Origin of the sequence: Pseudovibrio japonicus (genome assembly GCF_014651595.1) — a bacterium.
GTDB lineage: Bacteria > Pseudomonadota > Alphaproteobacteria > Rhizobiales > Stappiaceae > Pseudovibrio > Pseudovibrio japonicus.
Map to the genome: position 1 here is coordinate 610,954 of NZ_BMXE01000001.1, position 18,896 is coordinate 629,849.

The 18,896-nt window shown below is 52.3% G+C and carries 19 protein-coding genes; 10 read left to right on the forward strand and 9 right to left on the reverse strand.

Going from position 1 to position 18,896, the window contains the following annotated elements; translation table 11 throughout:
- Positions 1–94: 94 nt before the first annotated feature.
- Positions 95–1,087 carry an inositol 2-dehydrogenase gene (gene iolG / locus IE076_RS02655; protein ID WP_189435113.1) on the forward strand — a complete coding sequence of 331 codons (993 nt, stop codon included), beginning with the start codon at positions 95–97 and terminating at the stop codon, positions 1,085–1,087.
- 80 nt (positions 1,088–1,167) lie between these two features.
- On the opposite strand, the gene paaN is transcribed toward iolG, so the two are convergent.
- Positions 1,168–2,832 carry a phenylacetic acid degradation protein PaaN gene (gene paaN, locus IE076_RS02660; RefSeq protein ID WP_189435115.1) on the reverse strand — a complete coding sequence of 555 codons (1,665 nt, stop codon included), beginning with the start codon at positions 2,830–2,832 and terminating at the stop codon, positions 1,168–1,170.
- A gap of 385 nt (positions 2,833–3,217) precedes the next feature.
- Here paaN and paaG point away from each other — a divergent pair, with 385 nt between their 5' ends.
- The 5 genes from paaG (at position 3,218) to IE076_RS02685 (ending at position 7,083) form a co-directional block, all read left to right on the forward strand.
- On the forward strand, positions 3,218–4,015 hold the full coding sequence (gene paaG, locus IE076_RS02665) for a 2-(1,2-epoxy-1,2-dihydrophenyl)acetyl-CoA isomerase PaaG (RefSeq protein ID WP_209008847.1): 798 nt from the start codon (positions 3,218–3,220) through the stop codon (positions 4,013–4,015).
- Positions 4,015–4,446 (forward strand): hydroxyphenylacetyl-CoA thioesterase PaaI, encoded by a 432-nt coding sequence (paaI, locus tag IE076_RS02670; RefSeq protein ID WP_189435118.1) that lies wholly within the window; start codon positions 4,015–4,017, stop codon positions 4,444–4,446. The genes paaG and paaI overlap by 1 nt, the downstream gene beginning before the upstream one ends.
- A gap of 36 nt (positions 4,447–4,482) precedes the next feature.
- On the forward strand, positions 4,483–5,796 hold the full coding sequence (gene paaK / locus IE076_RS02675) for a phenylacetate--CoA ligase PaaK (RefSeq protein ID WP_189435120.1): 1,314 nt from the start codon (positions 4,483–4,485) through the stop codon (positions 5,794–5,796).
- Between the two features lie 14 nt (positions 5,797–5,810).
- Entirely contained in the window at positions 5,811–6,434 is a 624-nt protein-coding gene (locus IE076_RS02680) for a TetR/AcrR family transcriptional regulator (protein WP_189435122.1), read from the forward strand.
- Between the two features lie 100 nt (positions 6,435–6,534).
- Positions 6,535–7,083 carry a sugar O-acetyltransferase gene (locus IE076_RS02685; protein ID WP_209008771.1) on the forward strand — a complete coding sequence of 183 codons (549 nt, stop codon included), beginning with the start codon at positions 6,535–6,537 and terminating at the stop codon, positions 7,081–7,083.
- A 57-nt stretch (positions 7,084–7,140) separates the two neighbouring features.
- Here the strand turns inward: IE076_RS02685 and IE076_RS02690 are convergent, their stop codons facing one another.
- Entirely contained in the window at positions 7,141–7,716 is a 576-nt protein-coding gene (locus IE076_RS02690) for a cytochrome b (protein WP_209008772.1), read from the reverse strand.
- A 141-nt stretch (positions 7,717–7,857) separates the two neighbouring features.
- On the opposite strand from IE076_RS02690, the gene IE076_RS02695 reads away from it, so the two are divergent.
- Together IE076_RS02695 and IE076_RS02700 are read left to right on the forward strand one after the other, a co-directional pair.
- Positions 7,858–8,760, forward strand: a complete 903-nt coding sequence (locus IE076_RS02695) for a LysR family transcriptional regulator (RefSeq protein ID WP_189435125.1) — start codon at positions 7,858–7,860, stop codon at positions 8,758–8,760.
- A gap of 104 nt (positions 8,761–8,864) precedes the next feature.
- A complete protein-coding gene (locus IE076_RS02700) occupies positions 8,865–9,488 on the forward strand; it encodes a glutathione S-transferase family protein (RefSeq protein WP_189435127.1) in 624 nt (207 codons plus the stop codon).
- Between the two features lie 67 nt (positions 9,489–9,555).
- Here IE076_RS02700 and IE076_RS02705 read toward each other — a convergent pair whose 3' ends face one another.
- Positions 9,556–10,278 carry a DNA helicase gene (locus tag IE076_RS02705; protein WP_189435129.1) on the reverse strand — a complete coding sequence of 241 codons (723 nt, stop codon included), beginning with the start codon at positions 10,276–10,278 and terminating at the stop codon, positions 9,556–9,558.
- Between the two features lie 365 nt (positions 10,279–10,643).
- On the reverse strand, positions 10,644–11,390 hold the full coding sequence (locus IE076_RS02710) for an SDR family oxidoreductase (RefSeq protein ID WP_189435131.1): 747 nt from the start codon (positions 11,388–11,390) through the stop codon (positions 10,644–10,646).
- Between the two features lie 128 nt (positions 11,391–11,518).
- Between IE076_RS02710 and IE076_RS02715 the strand changes: the two genes are divergently transcribed.
- Positions 11,519–12,196, forward strand: a complete 678-nt coding sequence (locus IE076_RS02715; RefSeq protein WP_189435133.1) for an SDR family NAD(P)-dependent oxidoreductase — start codon at positions 11,519–11,521, stop codon at positions 12,194–12,196.
- A gap of 120 nt (positions 12,197–12,316) precedes the next feature.
- On the opposite strand, the gene IE076_RS02720 is transcribed toward IE076_RS02715, so the two are convergent.
- From IE076_RS02720 to IE076_RS02740, 5 genes are all read right to left on the reverse strand, one after another.
- Complete coding sequence (locus tag IE076_RS02720) at positions 12,317–14,209, reverse strand: PHA/PHB synthase family protein (RefSeq protein WP_244649579.1); 1,893 nt, start codon at positions 14,207–14,209, stop codon at positions 12,317–12,319.
- Between the two features lie 115 nt (positions 14,210–14,324).
- Positions 14,325–15,734 (reverse strand): bifunctional enoyl-CoA hydratase/phosphate acetyltransferase, encoded by a 1,410-nt coding sequence (locus tag IE076_RS02725; RefSeq protein WP_244649580.1) that lies wholly within the window; start codon positions 15,732–15,734, stop codon positions 14,325–14,327.
- Between the two features lie 375 nt (positions 15,735–16,109).
- Positions 16,110–16,586: a GNAT family N-acetyltransferase gene (locus IE076_RS02730; RefSeq protein WP_189435137.1), complete on the reverse strand. Its 477-nt coding sequence runs from the start codon at positions 16,584–16,586 to the stop codon at positions 16,110–16,112.
- A gap of 159 nt (positions 16,587–16,745) precedes the next feature.
- On the reverse strand, positions 16,746–17,471 hold the full coding sequence (locus IE076_RS02735) for a hypothetical protein (RefSeq protein ID WP_189435139.1): 726 nt from the start codon (positions 17,469–17,471) through the stop codon (positions 16,746–16,748).
- Positions 17,472–17,790: 319 nt separating this feature from the next.
- Positions 17,791–18,288 (reverse strand): MarR family winged helix-turn-helix transcriptional regulator, encoded by a 498-nt coding sequence (locus IE076_RS02740; protein WP_189435141.1) that lies wholly within the window; start codon positions 18,286–18,288, stop codon positions 17,791–17,793.
- Between the two features lie 104 nt (positions 18,289–18,392).
- Here IE076_RS02740 and IE076_RS02745 point away from each other — a divergent pair, with 104 nt between their 5' ends.
- Complete coding sequence (locus IE076_RS02745; RefSeq protein WP_189435143.1) at positions 18,393–18,818, forward strand: PACE efflux transporter; 426 nt, start codon at positions 18,393–18,395, stop codon at positions 18,816–18,818.
- Positions 18,819–18,896: the final 78 nt, after the last annotated feature.

Genomic DNA, 18,896 nt, shown 5'->3' on the forward strand with positions numbered 1-18,896 from the left:
GGTGCGTCTTTGCCGGGAACATCGTTTGACTTGATTCCATATCTTCGAAATCCGCGGGACTGCCCGCGATCAACGTTGTTGTGAAAGAAAAGCTATGACTGTTTCGATTGGTCTTTTGGGAGCTGGCCGTATTGGCAAAACCCACGCAAAAGCCGTAAGCCAGCTTGAGAGTGCAAAGCTGGCTGCTGTGTACGATCCGTTTGAAGAGGCTGCCAAGGAGATTGCGGCTCAAACCGGTGCGCGCATTGATAGCCTCGATGCGATCATGAACGATCCTGCTATTGACGCTGTGATCATCGCAACGCCGACTGATCTGCATGCAGAGCAGATTGAACAGGCCGCGCGTGCGGGCAAGGCAATCTTCTGCGAGAAGCCGATCCATCTGGACGGTGATCGTGTGCGGGACTGCCTGAAGGTTGTTGAAGAGACCGACGCCAAGCTGATGGTTGGGTTTAACCGCCGGTTTGACCCGAACTTTGCTGAAGTCAAACGTCAGATCGAAGCTGGCGCTGTTGGTGAGGTTGAGCTGGTTCAGATCACCTCCCGCGACCCCTCCCCGCCACCAGCAGAGTACGCAGCGCGTTCTGGTGGTCTGTTCAAGGACATGATGATCCATGACTTTGACATGGCCCGCTTCCTGCTTGGGGAAGAGGTTGTCGATATTTCTGCAATGGGCAGCAGCATCGTAGATCCGGCTATCGGCGAGGCTGGCGACGTGGACACCGCGACTGTGATGCTGAAGACAGCAAGCGGCAAAATTGCAGTGATCACCAACTCCCGCCGCGCCACGTATGGCTACGACCAGCGTGTGGAAGTGCATGGCTCTAAAGGACTTGTTTCTGCTGAAAACAAACGTACGACCACAGTGACCGTCGCCAACGAGAACGGATACACGGCGGAACCTTTGATGGACTTCTTCATGGAGCGCTATGTTGATGCCTATCGCATCGAGCTGGAGACTTTCGTGAAAGCTCTGACCGAGGGCACAGCCATGTCTCCAAGCGGCATCGACGGTTTGAAAGCTCTTGAGCTGGCGGAAACTGCTACCACCGAAGTTGCGAAAGCACGTGAGACGGCAAAGGCTTAAGCTGGTCTAGAAATAAGAATACGAAAAGGGCCGATGCATTGCACCGGCCCTTCTTTTTTGTCTGTTGCGTCTGCCTCGCCTTATGCCATGGCTGCCTGCCGCCGCACGGTGGCGATGCGGAAGCGGTTGGCTACGTAGGCGCCGTCGGTGAGGCTGGCGTTGCCTGCGGGGTTGGCGCCTGTGACGTGGAAGTCAGAATAGGCTGCTGACTGGTTCACGTAGATGTTGCCAGTGAGATTGACAGAGAGCGGCGCTCCTGCCCAGGCATAGGCGTCTACGGCTTTGTCGATCACAGCTTCATCGGTGGAATACAGCGCGGCGGTGATTGCGCCGTGGCTCTTTGCGGAGCCTGCTGCGCGGGCAATGGCGTCGTCAATATCGTCACAAGCAATGATGAAGGAGATCGGGCCAAAACGCTCCTGCATATAGGCTTCTTCCTCTTTGGAATCGACCGCAACCACTGTTGGCGTTGCAGAGCGAGCGCCGTTCATGCCTTCGACCTGTGCAGACTGACGGACTACCTTACCGAGCTTGCCTACTGTCTCAATACGCTCCAGCGTGGCCGGGTTTTGTACGGCGCCGAGGATGGCGGCGGCACGGGCAGGATCTCCGAGGAGTTTGTCCAGTGAGATCTTGATGGCTTCGGCCACTTCCTCAAAGCTCTTCTTGCCGTCGTTGGTTTCAATACCATCACGGGGAATGAAGATGTTTTGTGGTGTGGTGCACATCTGGCCGGAGTAGAGCGACAGGGAGAACGCGATGTTGCTGGCCATACCGCGCAGGTTGTCGGTGGAATCGATGGTGATCGCGTTGACGCCGGCTTCTTCTGTGTAGACCAGTGCATCGCCTGCGTTTTCGCGGACCCACTTGCCGAATGCGTTGGAGCCGGTGAAGTCGATGATCTTCACAGCGTCCGCAGTGACAAATTCCTTGGTCTTTGGCGCGTCTACTGTATCAGCAGCGAGCAGCAGGACGTTTGGATCGAAGCCTGCTTCTTTCAGCACTTCACGGCCAATCTGGATGGAAATGGCCATTGGCAGGATCGCCATTGGATGCGGCTTGATGATGACCGGGTTACCGGTGACGAGGCTTGCGAACATGCCCGGATAGGTGTTCCAGGTTGGGAAGGTGGCGCAGCCGATGACCAGCGCGACGCCGCGTGGCACAACGCGGAACTTCTTATCGAGCACGATTGGATCATGCTTGCCCTGCGGCTTTGTCCATGTGACCTCAGTTGGGGTCTGGGTCATTGCGTCGTAAGCGTAGGCGACGGCTTCCAGTCCCCTGTCCTGTGCGTGCGGGCCGCCAGCCTGAAACGCCATCATGAACGCCTGACCGGACGTGTGCATGACCGCATTGGCGATGAGGAAGGACTTTTTGTTGATGCGGGCGAGCATTTCCAGCGCAACGCCAACACGCTCTTCAACCGTTGCTTTGGCCCAGCTCTTTCCTGCTTCAGTTGCTGCTTTGATCAGCTCGGCAGGGTCAGCGTCTTCGTAGGTGACTCCCAGCTCTTTGCCGTAGGGCGATGCTTCGGCACCAACCCAGTTACCGTTGGTTGGTTGGCCCAGCGCAAATGGCTTGCCGAGCATTCCCTCAAACTCGGCTGCCTGATCGTCTTTTGCAGTTTCACCGTAGATCTTGCCCGAGGCAATCTCTGGATAAGCGGACCAGTAATCTCTTGATTTACTTGTCTTTACTGCCTTAAAGAGCGTTTCTTTATGCGCTTCAAAAAAGTTACTCATTGTTCCTCCTCGAAAAACCTGCGACTGCCGCAGCGTTTCCTCGACCAATGTGTGACTTTTAAAGTGTTCTACGATTACTCCAGATCGTGCGAACACTTTAAAGGTCTTTCGTTTCCTGCGTATTTTCTTCCCAAAACCGGCTTCCACTTTTGGGCAATACGCTTTGAATTCCAATTGACAGCGGTTTCACTTCCAGACAATAATTTACCGACCGGTCAGTCATTTCAAGCAAAAACTGCTAGAACCATCGACCAGCCTACGAAGTGATTAGGTTTTCCAGAGGCCTCTCCTCATGAATTTGGGTGTTCATCGGGAGCAAATGAGGTTCACTGGGGTTTGATGACCGACCTATTTGGAGGGAGAGACCATGAGCGAGACGAGCGTCATGTCCGAGCAGAGCATTTTGGTGGATGTGAAAGACACCTACCACGTGATTACACTGAACCGTCCTGACAAGCTGAACTCGTTCAATGACGAGATGCACCGCGCGCTTTATGCTGCGCTGGAGGCAGCAGATGCGGACGAGAATTGCCGCGCTATCTTGCTAACCGCTGCGGGCAAAGGGTTTTGTGCGGGACAGGATCTGGGCGACCGCGTGAAGCCGACACCGGACGCCCCTCCGCCGGATCTGACCCAGACGATTGGTGACTTCTATAATCCACTCATCCGCAAACTGAAGGCGATCAACGTGCCAGTTGTATGTGCCGTCAATGGTGTGGCTGCGGGGGCTGGTGCCAACATTGCTATGGCCTGTGACATCGTGATTGCCTCTGAGAAAGCAAAGTTCATTCAGGCATTTGCCAAGATTGGTCTGGTGCCAGATTCTGGTGGCACCTACTTCCTGCCACGCCTTGTGGGTTCCGCCCGTGCGCGTGGTCTTGCTATGCTGGGCACACCGATTACCGCTGCTCAGGCTGAAGAATGGGGCATGATCTGGAAATGCTCTTCTGCTGAAACGTTCCTTAAGGAAGCGACTGCCATGGTGGAGGAGCTTGCTGTGGGGCCAACCGTCGGGCTTGGTCTCATCAAGCAGGCGCTCAATGCTTCTGAGGGCAATTCGCTGGATGAGCAGCTTGATCTGGAGCGCGATTATCAGGGCGAAGCGGGGCGCACGTCGGATTATCTGGAGGGTGTAACCGCCTTTATGGATAAGCGCGTTCCGAAATATTCAGGCAAGCGCTGATGGACAAGCAGGAATTGGCGGAGGCCGTTGCGGCCTCCATGTGGGATGAAGACGAGGCAACACAAGCCCTTGGTATGACGCTGGACCAGATTGCGCCGGGGCGTGCTGTCATCTCCATGAGCATACAGGGGCGTATGACCAACGGACACAAGACGTGTCACGGCGGGTATATTTTCACCCTTGCGGACAGCACGTTTGCTTTTGCCTGCAACAGCCACAACCAGCGTGTTGTGGCGTTTCAATGTTCCATCACTTACCTCGCGCCGGCCTTTGAGGGGGATGTTCTGACGGCAACTGCCGAAGAGATCACCGTGCAGGGCCGGTCAGGCGTCTATGACGTTCATGTGTGCAATCAGGATGGCACACGCATTGCGGAATTTCGCGGAAACTCGAGAACAATCAAAGGAAAACATATCGAGTTAAGCAGTTGATTTATTGATTGATTACCAGCATTTGAGGAGGAGAAAATGTTGGAGGTTAGAGAACGCAGGTCGGATCTGGAGCCTATTGAAACCGCCGGACGAGAAGAGTTGCAAGCGCTGCAATTGGAGTGTATGCGGTGGTCATTGCGACACGCCTATGAGAATGTGGCGTTTTACAAAGACAGCTTTGATGCAGCGGGGGTTCATCCCGATGACCTGAAGAGCCTTAGTGATCTGGCGAAGTTTCCGTTCACCACCAAGCAGGATTTGCGCGACAACTACCCTTTTGGGATGTTTGCCGTTCCTGAAGAGGAGATCTGCCGCGTTCATGCCTCCTCCGGCACCACTGGTAAGCCGACTGTTGTGGGCTACACTAAGAAGGACATTGAGACCTGGGCCGGTGTGGTTGCCCGCTCCATTCGTGCAGCGGGCGGAAAGCCCGGTGATAAAGTGCATATCGCTTATGGCTATGGGCTGTTTACGGGAGGTCTGGGTGCGCACTATGGAGCCGAAGCGCTTGGCTGTACGGTTATTCCCATGTCCGGCGGCATGACAGAGCGACAGGTGCGGCTGATTGAGGACTTCAAGCCTGAGATCATCATGGTCACCCCGTCTTACATGCTCTCCATTCTGGATGAGTACCGCAAGGAGGGTCTCGACCCCCGCAAGAGTTCCATCAAGATTGGCATCTTTGGGGCTGAGCCGTGGACCAACTCCATGCGCGAGGAGATTGAGCAAGCCTTTGATATGCATGCGGTTGATATCTACGGGCTATCCGAGGTGATGGGTCCGGGTGTGGCGCAGGAGTGCGTGGAGACGAAGGATGGCTTGCACATCTGGGAGGATCACTTCTACCCCGAGATCATTGATCCGGTGAGTGGTGAGGTTCTGCCCGATGGCTCTAAGGGTGAATTGGTGTTCACCACGCTGACCAAGGAAGGGCTGCCTATCATCCGGTATCGTACCCGCGATCTGACCCGTTTGATGCCGGGTACAGCTCGTGCCATGCGGCGGATGGAGAAAGTGACCGGTCGTTCTGATGACATGATGATCGTGCGCGGTGTGAATGTTTTCCCGAGCCAGATTGAGGAGCAGATGCTGCGCTGTGACGGGCTCTCCCCTCACTACCAGATTGAACTTGTACGCAAAGGGCGTATGGATCAGCTGATGGTCAAGGTGGAAGCGGCCGCTCATGCGGCGTCTGATGCTGATCGTCAGGCGAGCGCTAAAGAGCTGGCGGTTCATGTGAAAAACAACATTGGAATTTCGGTTGGGGTAGACGTGGGCCCGCCCAATTCCATAGAACGAAGCCAAGGCAAGGCCAAGCGGGTTGTGGACCTGCGGCCTAAAGAAAACTAGCGGAAATAAAAAGCATGGCGCGCACCAGAGCAGCGGATTATGACGACAAACGCAAATCCATCTTAAAGTTATCGGCGCGCGCCTTCGCGCAGCATGGCTATGACAAAACCTCCATGGCGCAGATCGCCAAGATCTGCGGCTTCTCCAAGGCCTTGCTCTACCACTACTATGAGAACAAAGAGACGTTGCTGATTGATATTATCAGCGCCCACCTTGAAGAGCTGGTTGATGCCGTGGAGACCGCCGCGGAGGAGGACCAATCCCCGTTGGAGCAGCTGCGCAGTCTTTGCCGTGCGTTGATGCTGGCCTATGAGGATGCGGATTCTGAGCATAAGCTGCAGATCAACGAGCTTTCCTACCTTCCCGTCGAGAAGAAACAGGGCATCATTGAGCTGGAACGGAAGCTGGTTTCGATCTTTGCCAAGGCGGTTGCGGCAACCAATCCGCAGTTCGGGGATGGCAGCACGCTGGTCAAACCTGTCACCATGAGCCTGTTCGGGATGCTCAACTGGTCCTATCTGTGGTTCAAGCCGGATGGAGATCTGACCCGTGAGGGTTATGCTGAGCTGGTGGTGGAGCTGTTGCTCAATGGCTCACGGTCTATTCACGGCGGCGACTTTTCTGGCAGCAGCCGATAGATCGCAGCGGTTTCAGTTTTGCGCGGTACGAGCTAAATCCAGCTTGCAAAGCCCGTCTCTTTCTCCGAGAGTTGCGCGACAAGCCAAGGAAGAACCCATCATGAAAACTGAACGCGAAAAGATGGAAGCGGGTGAGTGGTACACCTGCGTGGATGACGAGCTGGATATGCTGCGGCGCGCTGCCTACCACGCTGTGCATGAACATCGCACTCTGCACCCGAGCGAACGTGGCCGGATCAGCCCTGCCCTGCGGGCCTTGCTTGGTAGCACGACGGAGAGCACCCTCATTGAGGCGCCGTTTCACTGCTCCTATGGCATCAACATCCATCTGGAAGAAAACGTCTTTCTCAATGCAGGCTGCACCATTTTGGATAGTGCGCCTGTACGGATTGGGGCTCAGACCATGCTGGGGCCGAATGTGCAGATTTACTGCGCCCAGCACCACAAAGACGCAGAAAAGCGCTGTGCGGGGCTGGAGACCGCCAAACCGGTGACCATCGGCAAGCGGGTCTGGATTGGCGGTGCGGCCATCTTAATGCCCGGCGTTACCGTTGGAGATGACGCCATAGTGGGCGCTGGCAGTGTGGTGACCAAAGATGTGCCTGCCGGGGCCACCGTGGTGGGCAACCCGGCCCGCATTACGGGGTAGCGCTCTGAACCCTTGAAAGTGGCTGCAGGGTTCCCCATGCAGCCACAGTTGCCAAGATCAGTTTTCCAACAGTTGCTGCTTTGCCTGCGTTTGCGGGGCCGGTTTCCGTTTTCCGAACGACATTCTGCTGATGAGGCGATCACGTAGGACAAACTGATGGAAGGCCCAGCCGCCAATATGTAGCAAGAGCAATGCTGTAAGCGCGTTGGCGATAATCCCGTGTACAACGCGCGCCGGGTAGATCGTGAGATCCGCTGGGAGCGGACTTCCTGAACCACCCAGTGTTATTGCGAAGAGGTCTGCACTGCTCGCCATTATCAGGCCGGAGAACACCATGCCTGCTATCAACGCATAAATAGCCCAGTGGGTGAGCCCGGCCAGCGTGTTGAGCGCGGCTTTTCCTGTGTCTGCCTTCGCTGGTTTTTGAGTGATGAAGCGGGTGATGAGCCGCAGGACAAGCAATGCGCCGATGGTCATGCCCCAGATCATATGCCCTGTCATACCGGTGAGCTTTTCAGGATCGGCATTATCCATTGCCGCTAAACTGGGTCCGCCTACGATCAGCGCCATGAATATCATAAGTGCAAGGATCCAGTGCAAGGCAACTAAAACCGGGTGATAGCGTGTTGTCATCGGGCGCTCCATTCATCAACCTTCCGAGGAACCGAGGTTGGGTTCCTGATTGCATCTGGAGTGCATTTTACGTTACATGAAAAGAACAAGAATGCCGTGATTTGGAACAATGCATTACTGTGATGTAACAGGAGGGACATAATGAGATCACTGGACTGGGAGCTTCTGCCATCTTTTCTTGCTGTTGCGCGGGCGGGTAGTTTACGGGCCGGTGCAGATCTGCTTCACACCAACTATGGCACTGTGAACCGTAATATTCAGTCTCTTGAAGCGAGTTATGGTGTAGCTTTGTTTTTGCGCTCACACAAAGGCTTCACGCTAACGGAGGCGGGCGAAGCGCTGCTACCGTTTGCTGAACAGGCCGAAGACGTGATCATCAACGCGCGCAAACGTGTTGAGGGATTGGACAAAACCGAAGCGGGGACGCTCCGGTTTTCCGTCACTCCCACCTTTGCCTATGATGTGATCACGCCGATCATCAGTCGCTTTCAGGAGGCTTACCCTGATATTCAGGTGGAGCTGAGGCTTACGACTGCGGTTGAGAACATAAACAAGGACGAGACGGATGTGTCTCTACGCGCTGCCTATGACGTCAGTGGGGACGTGGTAGCACGCAAGCTCTACCCGATGGCGGTGGGCATCTATGCCAGCAAGAGCTATATCGACACCACGTTTGCAAAGGCCGGACCGCAAGGCGCTGGCCTTTCGTGGATCGGCTTTCCTGATAGTGCCCAGTACAGCAACATGATCTCTCAATCTCCGTTCCCTCACGCGGATATGCGCCACATGGTGTCTGACGGTTACATGCGTTTGAGGCTGTTGCGAGAGAATTGCGGCATCTCCTATCTCCCTGTGGTTTTCGAGCAGTTCTTTCCTGATCTGTGCCGCGTGCCCGGGACGAAGCTCGAACTGGGGCAGTCACTTTGGATTGTGCTTCATGCAGATTTGCGCAAGACCGTGCGCGTGCGCCGCTTTGTTGATTTTCTGGCAGGTGCTCTCATGGACATGCGGCGCGATATGCAAGGCGAGCTTTTCCGCCGTTAGTCCGCGCCAGCTTCAGTCCAGATCACAATAAGCTCAATTGCAGGCTGGTAACGCTGCATCTAATCTACTGGGGAATCAGCCTCTTCCAGCAAATCAGGTTACCGATGAAATTATATTACGCTCCCGGCACCATCTCTATTGCAGTTGCCATTGCCCTTGAAGAATCCGGTGTGTCTTACGCCCGTCATAAGATCGATTTCAGGAACCCGGAGGTCAGCCGCCCGCAGCTCTTGGGCGTGAACCCGAAGGGGCGGGTTCCGGTGCTCGTAACGGATCACGGCATATTGACGGAAACGGGTGCCCTGCTCGACTACATTGCCGATCTTGCGCCTGAAGGCAGCCTGAAGCCGGATGACCCTTTCAAAGCTGCCAAGATGCGCGAGGCCATGTACTATCTGGCCTCCACCATGCATGTGAACCATGCCCACAGGCTGCGCGGCCACCGTTGGGCCGACAAGCAGGAAAGCTGGGATGATATGCGCGCCAAGGTGCCGGAAACCATGAGTGCCAGCTGTGCCTATGTGGAAGAAAACCTGCTCACCGGCCCCTACGTGCTGGGTGAAACCTTCAGCGTTGCAGACGCCTATCTGTATGCGGTCAGCACATGGCTTGAGGGTGACAGTGTTGACATCCGCCAGTTCCCCAAGTTCCATGCGTTTCAGCGGCTCATGGAAGAGCGGAACTCTGTGAAGGCAGTTAAAGCCGCCGCCATACTGGTCCAGGCTTAGGATTAATGCGGAGGCAGCTGTCCCGAAACTTCAGGGGCAGCTGCTGGTAATATACCGGAGCTTCCGGCTACTGGCTTTGGTTCACTGCCCTGAATTCGATCTCTCCTTTATGCAGGAAGCAAGTTTTGGTGAAGGTGGTCAGGTCAACCGAGTTTGGCAGGCGGATATCTGATAGGTCTGGCAATGGTTTCGCAGCAAGATCAAAGTTCCTGTGAACCTGCGAGATCATGAGGATTATATGGCCAGTGTTTCTTGTAAAGTCCTTCAGCTCTGACAACTGCTCTGTAAGCTCTGGATTTTTGCGTTTCTGGTCCAGCAGCTGGAGGTAGTCAATGACAACCAGCGCCTTTTGCTGCGTGTGGTGCAGCTGGTCTAAGACATAGCTGGCGCATATCTCATCTGAACAGTCCAGATTGAATGAACTGCTGATCTCTTCGGGTTTTCTGCCGAGCTGAGTGATGCGGTTGAGGACATCGGCTGGCGTGTATTCCAGCGTGAAGAAGTGGCTCTGCCATCCAGACTGGTTGGCTTGCAGGGCCAGCTCCAGCCCAAACAGGGTTTTGCCTTGCCCTGGCCGCGCTGCGATCAACACCAGATCACCGGGTTGCAGTTGTTTTAGCAGGTTACGGGCGTGGCCTGATGGCGACGTGGCTGACGACAGATGGCTCCAGCTCTTGTAGCCTTCTTTTTGCGCCAGCTGGTCCAAGGCGGCGTGCAACGGAATACCGCTGTCGCGGGCCGCCAGTTTTGCTTGCCGTTTCAGCTTATAGATTGGGCTAGATAGCCTCATGAAAGAACCCTCTCTTCAGAGCATACCTTGCAACCCCTCCTTATGCGCTTGCTCGAACAGTGTGGTTCAGTTTCTTACGTCCTGCATGTGCACTGCTTCCCGAATGGAGGGCGGAGGCCCGGACTTAGCCTTGCAACAAGGATAGAAATCCGAGGCATGACAATCAAGTGCGGGTTACGCTTTTCAACATGCGGGGTGGGTGTTTTCAGGTTTGGTGCGGGATATACCGACCACTCACTTCAGTACGGAAAGCAAGGTCAACATGAAGCCAACGCTGACGCATTTGGGCAGAAGCGGATATTCAGACAGGTCAATCCATAGGTGATGCGGTCTGAATGGTGGTGATGACCTTCAGAATGAAGGCATCAATGAACCAGCCATCCTCCATCGACGGTCAATACTGATCCATTTACATAATCCGATGCGCTTGATGCTAAAAAAATAGCGGCGCCAACCATATCTTCAGGTTTGCCCCACCTTCCGAGCGGGATACGCGCAGCGATTTCATTATGGAGTTTGGGGTCTTCTACCAGCGGTTGGGTCATATTTGTTTCGACAAACCCCGGCGCTATGGCATTAACCAGGATGCCTTTCGCACCCCACTCATTTGCCAGAGAACGCGTCATACCAACAACGCCAGATTTTGCGACTGTGTAGGAAACTCCTTGTGGGCCACCCTGATATGCTACAATCGAAGAAATATTTATGATCTTTCCTTTTCTGCCAGAGTCGAATGCACTTTGTGCAAATTCTCGGCACAAGAAGAAACTGCTTTTTAGGTCAACATCCAGTACATCATCCCAGTCTGGCTCTGAGAAATCTACAGCTGCGTTACGACAGTTTATGCCCGCACTGTTCACCAAGATATCGACTGGCATCACCTCAGAAGCGCTGCGTGCTGCCAAAATGGAATCTCTTAAATCCAGTTTCAGGTCACGGGCAGAACCGCCCGCCTGCCTGATCTGATCAATCGTCGTATCAAGGGAGGCGCAATCGGCACAAATCACGTGTGCCCCGGCATGAGCCAAACCAATACTTATCGCCTGACCTATGCCCATAGATGCACCCGTAACGAGCGCAGTTTTGTTTTTCAATGAAAATAGATCGCCCACGAACTGGCTCCTAATAGTCAGGCGGGCCAAATAATACGTGTATTGAGGGTACCGCCACATTCTATTAGCAAGCAGTATTGTTTGAAGAGTTTGTGCTAATGAAGGCACTCCCGATAAGGAGGCTTCCCATGAAACTTGCAGTTACCGGAGCAAACCGAGGGATAGGTCTTGCACTCGTGAAAGAGGCCACCCAACGTGGATGTGAAACGCTCGCCTGTATCCGCTCTGAAGAAAATACGACGGCAGTTGAAGGCTTAAGCCAGGTCAGTGTTGCACTCGCTGATGTGCGCGACCCGATCGCCCTGAACAATGCCGCTCAATCTTTTGGCCCGCTCGATCTGGTGGTAGCCAACGCGGGCCGTTTCATTGGCCGTTGGGGGATTGAAGATCCGGCATATACTCCGGAGGCGTTTCAAGAAGTTCTCATGACCAACGTGGCTGGAGTGTTTTTTACTGCGCGAGCGTTTTTGTCCTACCTGACTAGTCCGGGTGGCAAGGTTGCAGTTATCTCGTCTTTCAGCGCATCAAACACGATTAAATGTACAGGGGATCGCTATATCTACCGCGCCTCCAAAGCAGCGGTAACCAATATTGCAACCAACCTCGCGGTCGAACTAGCAGAAAAAGGCATAGCGGTGGGCGCATACGATCCGGGGAGCGTGCAAACGGATATGTACGGCAAAAAACCAGGTGCAGAACTTTCCCCAAGCGAGGTTGCGAAACGCCTGATGGATCGGTTTGAAGCGCTTTCGATGAAAAACACCGGAGTCTTTGAGAATTATGCAGGTCGCAAGGTTCCGTACTAGCTCAAAGTAAGAGCCTTGTGCCACTGGGCGCACAACAAACATTCACGTTTCACTATCTAAATAGATAGCTGTTTCAAGCTATCTGGAGAGGCCCACGAATTTTATTGGGCATTTGAGTACTCACTCCTGCAAGATATACTTTCCCGGTGCATCGCAAAGTGGACTATAGCCGGCTTTAGGACAACCGAGCGGTGGGGGGGACGTTTTCTCCGAAGATTGTTCTAGTAACCATTGTTGCCAAGCTGGCCACCACGAGCCTTCGTAACAGGGGGCAGTTTCGATCCAATTCTCCGGGGCCATGTAGCTCTTGCTGCCCTGACACTTTCTACAGTATTTTTGATATCTGCGCCCTTTATGCCCGGGTTCACTAACAATTCCCGCGTTGTGGCCACCGGACGTCAAAACAAAAGTAACTTCAGTATTCATATACAGATTGAGTTTGTAGACCGAACGCCAAGGTGCGACGTGATCTCGCTGGGTTCCCACTGCAAATATGGGCACCTTGATATCTGTTAGGGCCACCGATCTTCCATCAACTTTATAGTGGCCTTCCGTCAGTTCATTATTCAGGTACAGCTTCCGTAAATACTCCGAGTGCATTCTAAAAGGCAGACGGGTAGCATCTGCGTTCCATGCCATCAAGTCGTTGAGGGGTCTTCGTTCCCCAATCAGATAGTCATGGATTATCCGGGACCAAACCAGATCATTGGAACGCAGCATATTGAAGGCACCGGCCATCTGCCCTTTATCAAGAAAACCTTGTTGCCACATAGAATCCTCGATAGCTGCCAGTTGGCTCTCATCAACAAACAGCATCAGCTCGCCCGCCTCTTCAAAGTCGGTTTGTGCTGCAAAAAGCGTTACAGTTTTCAAGATATCGGATTTTTCGCGTGCCAGATAGGCTGTCGCTATGGATAGGAGTGTGCCCCCAAGACAATATCCGGTCGCGTGGATCTTCTGTCCGGAAACAATTGATTGGATCACCTTCAGAGCATCCAACACACCCAGCTTCAAATAATTATCAAGACCTAGATTCCAATCGTCAGCATCTGGATTTCTCCAGGAAATCATGAAGACGGTATGGCCGTGATCAACCAGATATTTAACTAGAGAATTGTCTGGCGAAAGGTCAAGAATGTAATATTTCATGATCCAAGCTGGGACGATGAGGATCGGTTCCGGATGGGTTTGCTCTGTCGTCGGGCTATACTGGATCAATTCCATCAGGTGGTTCCGGTAAATCACCTTACCGGGAGTACAGGCTACTTCTATGCCCTTGCGAAATTTCTCAGTTCCGGGAACTGGAGCCTCAGTCAAGATACGGGTGAAATCTTCAAGATAATTTTCGACCCCATTGAGAAGGTTCGCGCCGCCATCTTGTACTGTCTTGCGGACAACCTCAGGGTTTGTCCAGAGGCTGTTTGAGGGAGAGAAGACATCGAGGAGCTGCCGCGTGTAGAAGTTGACGATTTCTGTATGGTGGCGGGACACACCCTGAATATCGCGTGTTGATTGATCTACCCAGGACTCTGCCAAAAGAAAGCCCTGATAGTAGGCATTAAACGGCCATTCGTTCCATGCAGCATCTGTGAAACGGTAATCCTGTGGTCGAGGTTTAGCCACTGGCTCTATTTCCTCTTGCGAGGGACCTGTGACCTTTGCCCAATAGATAGATAGGAGAGCTAGTTTTTGGAGTGCACTCTCACTCAATTCAGTCTGCTTGGAAGGATAAATACTTAGGTGGGCAGCCCAATCAAACAAAGCCATGTTCAACGAAATAGGCGAGAGCCCGAATGTTGCCTTGCCGAGCCATGCATGGATAAGCCGATCCAGAGGGTGGGAGTGCTTAATGCGCTGAACGTCAGTTGGTAGTGGTTTATGAGCACCGGTTATTTCCAGTGTACCGTTCGTCTCGATTGCTCCGTGGGGAACCTTTGATTGTTTGGCTCGTTTCGAATGCACACCATCAGAGCTTTTGCCCGATTTACGCACGTTTGCTTGTTCGTTTGCCAAAACGGTATCTCCCTCTCATTGGAAAGACGGCTTGGTTTAGGTTTTTTGTAGGCCGATAATGCGAAGCTCCGGGTGTCACTCCATATGATTGGTTGAGTTCTTGGCAAGAATGATATCAGGTACTGCTGACAAACTCATTTTTGCGACGCACATATAGTAAAGCAAGTGCGCAAGATGCTTTGCGCGTTATACCAATTCCTGCTGCTCTACTGGTTAAGATAACCGGAACGCGACCACCAACAACAATGCCCGCAGATTCAATTTCGAACAGGTAAGACATTTGCTTGTATAGCATATTGCCGGACTCAACATCCGGAACGACAATGATATCGGCATCACCAGCAACCGGAGATTTGATGTCTTTGGCTGTTGCTGCTTCGGTCGAAATTGCATTGTCAAAAGCTAGAGGGCCATCAAGAACACCGCCGGTGATTTGGTCCCGCTCGGCCATTTTGCAGAGCGCTGTAGCATCCAGAGTTGAGGGAATATTTTCATCTACGGTCTCAACAGCAGAAACAATTGCTACTTTTGGCTCTCCCATGCCCAAGCTCAGGAATAGATCGATCGCGTTCTGAACGATATCCTTTTTCTGAGCCAGGTTTGGTCGGATATTGATGGCAGCATCAGTCAGGAACAATGGTTTATGATAGGTGGGCGCGTCCACCATAAAGACATGGCTCATCCGTCGGCCCGTCCTTAGCCCTGTTGCAGTGGCAACGATTGGCTTCATTAATTCTTGCGTATGGATTTTGCCTTTCATGATGGCTTCAACTGAGCCCTGATGAACCAGCTCGACCGCTTTATCAGCAGCAGCGTGGCTGTGCACGGTGGAGATGATTTTATAGGGCGACAGGTCAAAGTTTTCTGCGTCGGCAACGCGTCGGATTTTATCTTCAGGCCCGACCAGCACAGGGTCAATTAACCCCTCTTGCGCCGCATCGATAGCGCCACCGAGCGAGTTTGCATCGACAGGGTGAACTACGGCGGTCTTTAGAGGCTTATAGTGTTCCTGCAATGCAATAAGTTGCTCATAACAACTGCACCGCTCTTCTTTCAAAGCCAATTTGGGAAGTTTTATGCGCTTACGCCTTACTTTTTTTGTTGGGGCGAGGACTTCAGCCACGCCAACAATAATAGGTTCCCCGTGTTGATTAGAACAAACACAGTCAAGCGTAAGCCGTTTCTTCTCTTCATCCTTTTCCGTGACCGTAACCCTTGCAGAAATAGTGTCACCCACCGCTACTGGTTTTTGGAAGCGAAATGTCTGGCTCAGATATATTGTCCCAGGCCCGGGAAGTTCAGTACCTAATACAGTTGAGACGAGTGAGCCCCCCCACATACCGTGAGCGATAATTTTATGGAACATGTCACTCTTGGCATAGTCTTCATCAACATGTGCGGGGTTCACGTCTCCCGACATCACAGCAAATATCTGGATATCTTGCTGCGTAAGTGTGTGTTGGACCTGGGCTGTGTCACCAATTTTGATTTCATCAAACGTTTTGTTTTCGATGTATCCGTTCACTGACTGCCCTCCTAAACTATGAATAGCCAGCATCAAGGCCTGGCGGGGGTTTTGCTCAGTTGGTGTCCGCGTAACATAACATCGTATATTAACTCTTTTGATCACCTCTTAAATGCAAAGGCGACAAGTATCATCGTTCGCCAGCCTCGTGGTTTGAACCCCCAAAAGTGGCGATCAACCTAACTCTGTCTTGATGTGTGGAATCGGGGACGAAGTTCAGCTCTCCTACACGCCGAGTTTCAGAACGACCTCAAGCAAGGTGTTGCGGAGGGATTGGACTTCTTCTTTCGTGAGGTTTTGGTAGATCACGCGGCGGTCGCCTGCCATGACGCTTTCCATGGCTTTTTCGACGGTGGTTTTGCCCAGAGGGGTTAGTCAGCCGTCAAATCGATAGATAACCTGTCTTACACCAAAGCGCTCAAGCTCGCGGAGGGGCTTCATGCCGAGCTTTTTGAGCAGATTGGTGGAGCGAGTGTTTTGGAGTTGGGTTTCGGCGAGCACCGACGAAATGCCAAGTTTCTGCATTGCTGTTGGCAGGAAGGTTCGGAGCGTTTCTTCAGCGTATCCCCGCCCCCAATGCTCGGGGAGGAATTCGTAGGAGAGCTCGAATTGGCTCGCATCATGGTATGGACTCACACCCAGAAGACCGAGGAACTCATTGGTTTGTCTGGAGCGAACTGATGCATGATACCCTTTCGTATCTAAAAAGAGTGTGCTGCACCGCGCCTTGATAGCTTCGTCACTCTGTTTGCCGCCAAGAAACCGTCTTGTGTGCTCGTTCGAAAACAGCTTAATGAGGTCGACTTTGTCAGAAAGGCTCGGCCTAACAAGGCGGCAGCGTTGTGTAATCATATACTCTTCCCTCGCATAGACGCCCGGTTTGAGTACAACCTAGGGAAAGTGTCGTGCAATCTCTGAAGTGAGATTTCTTTAAAAATCAGCCCTCACTATGAGGCAACGATATCTCTACCATTAAACTCGATCAATTCTTTGGGGGATTGGCCGCCTAGGTTATCCTCCCGCCAAAATCTCCCTAGCTTGTTGAATATACTCCATCCAATCAAAAGTGCAGTCTCTGGTTCCTAATATTTTCGGCATACTAGAATCCCCATCAATGAATCTTAAACACAAGCCTGTAGGGGCGTCAGGGGACGCGTTACCTCCGATCCTTGCAACAAGTGATTTTAAAGGATAGGGCTTTTTCAGGAATACAACTTCCCTCTGACCTTCATCATTAATATCATCTGTGTGAACAAAAAAACCACGTTGTGTAAGATCTAAGATTACCTCATCTGGGTGCCGGCCCGGAAGGTCACTTAGGTAACTTGCAAGTGCTTTTTCCGCGTCTTTAGATGATAGAAATATTCCAGCATTGAACTCGTGTTTATCTGGAAAGAACTCACCTACGAGAAGAAAATGATATTCTGCGTCTATTAATTTCCCAGTACTGGATCTCTCAAATAAAAAGGCATGCTCTTCACCTGTTTCCTCCACCTCGCCACAAGAAAACTTAAGCAATACATAACTATCGTCTCGACCTTTTTTTTGGTAGTTTTTCTGATCAACGTCACCGATACCGTCGGTTATTGCATCGAATGCAGTTAAATAATCACTTGTATCAACCATTTGCCGAAAATGTCTGACATCTGCATCGTCGCACTCATCAGCATTGGCAATTCCAATACCCATCGCAACGACAAAAATAAGACTTATCCAAGCAAGACCAATTCGCCACATGAGATAGAACCCGCTAATTGACTAGCCAATCATAGTTCCGGCTAGTCTCATTATGAAAACGCTCAAAACACAGCAACTCAACCCAGAACTTATTATTGGCTGTGAATTGGTCCCCGAAGTCTCCGTAGCTATAAATTAGCTCTGTTCTCGTTCACTATTTGACAGTTGATGATATTGCCATGGGGCCAGCGCGCGATGCTGATGTGGGGGCGCCGCTCTTTATGGCTGTTGCTCCAGCGAGTTGGAGAAGCTCGGTTTCACCAGCGAAATCCGACTCGGCAAGGTGACAGTGTTGTCTGATCCTTTGCCCTTCCGTCTCCTAAACGCCGAGTTTCAAAACGACCTCAAGCAAGGTGTTGCGGAGGGATTGGACTTCTTCTTTGGTGAGGTTCTGGTAGATCACGCGGCGGTCGCCTGCCATGACGCTTTCCATGGCTTTCTCGACGGTGGATTTTCCCAGCGGGGTTAGCCGCACCATTTTGCTACGCTTGTCGGTTTCGTGGTCAATGCGCTCTACTAGTCCGTCAGCTTCCAGCTGTTTGAGGATTTTGGTCATGCCGCCGGAGGTCATCAGCAAGGATTGGTAAAGGTCGCTGGGGGACATCTCTCCGTTCTCAGGCTGAGACCGCAGCGCGACGAGCACCTCGAACGAGCCATTTGTCAGGCCGTACGCTTCCACCTCTTTTGAGCAGTTCTTATCAAGGATCTCGCTAAACCGGTTCATGCTCAAGAACAATTCGGTCTCAACAGAGACTGCTTCCGGCCAGTTTTGCCGCATTAGGTCAAGGGCACGTCCCATCGGGTAGGCTTTTGACATGAGATCCTCATCACAGTTTTCATGTTTTTGTAAATTAAAGCTTGCCAGAAAGATAGTTCGAATATATCTATCCAGCAAGCTATTTAGAAAGATAGGTGAAGACAATGAGAAGCTTCTGGGACAGAATCCGGCACACAGTGATGTTTGAAACGATCGCGCTTTCCATCGTTGCCGTGTTTGGAAGTTGGCTGACAGGTCACTCGCTACAGGAAATTGGCGCGATTGGTTTGGCACTGTCTCTGATCGCCATGGGTTGGAACCTTGTTTACAACTGGTTCTTCGACAAATGGTACATCAGCAGTCGTGGTAGCAAGCCGAGAACCGTTCCAATACGTATTATGCATGCAGTCCTGTTTGAAGGCGGATTGCTCGGCGTTGGCATTCTTCTGATCATGTGGTGGTTGCAACTGGGCTTCGTGGATGCGCTGCTGCTGGATATCGGCTATGCGACGTTCTTCCTAGTCTACGCCTTCGTCTACAACTGGGTTTACGATGTGGTTTTCCCAGTTCCAAGCACCAAAGCTGCCTGAGTGAGCGCAGCAGACATATGAACGCAAAAAAAGCCGGAATAACGCAAATTCCGGCTTTTCGTCTCAAACCAACGCAAA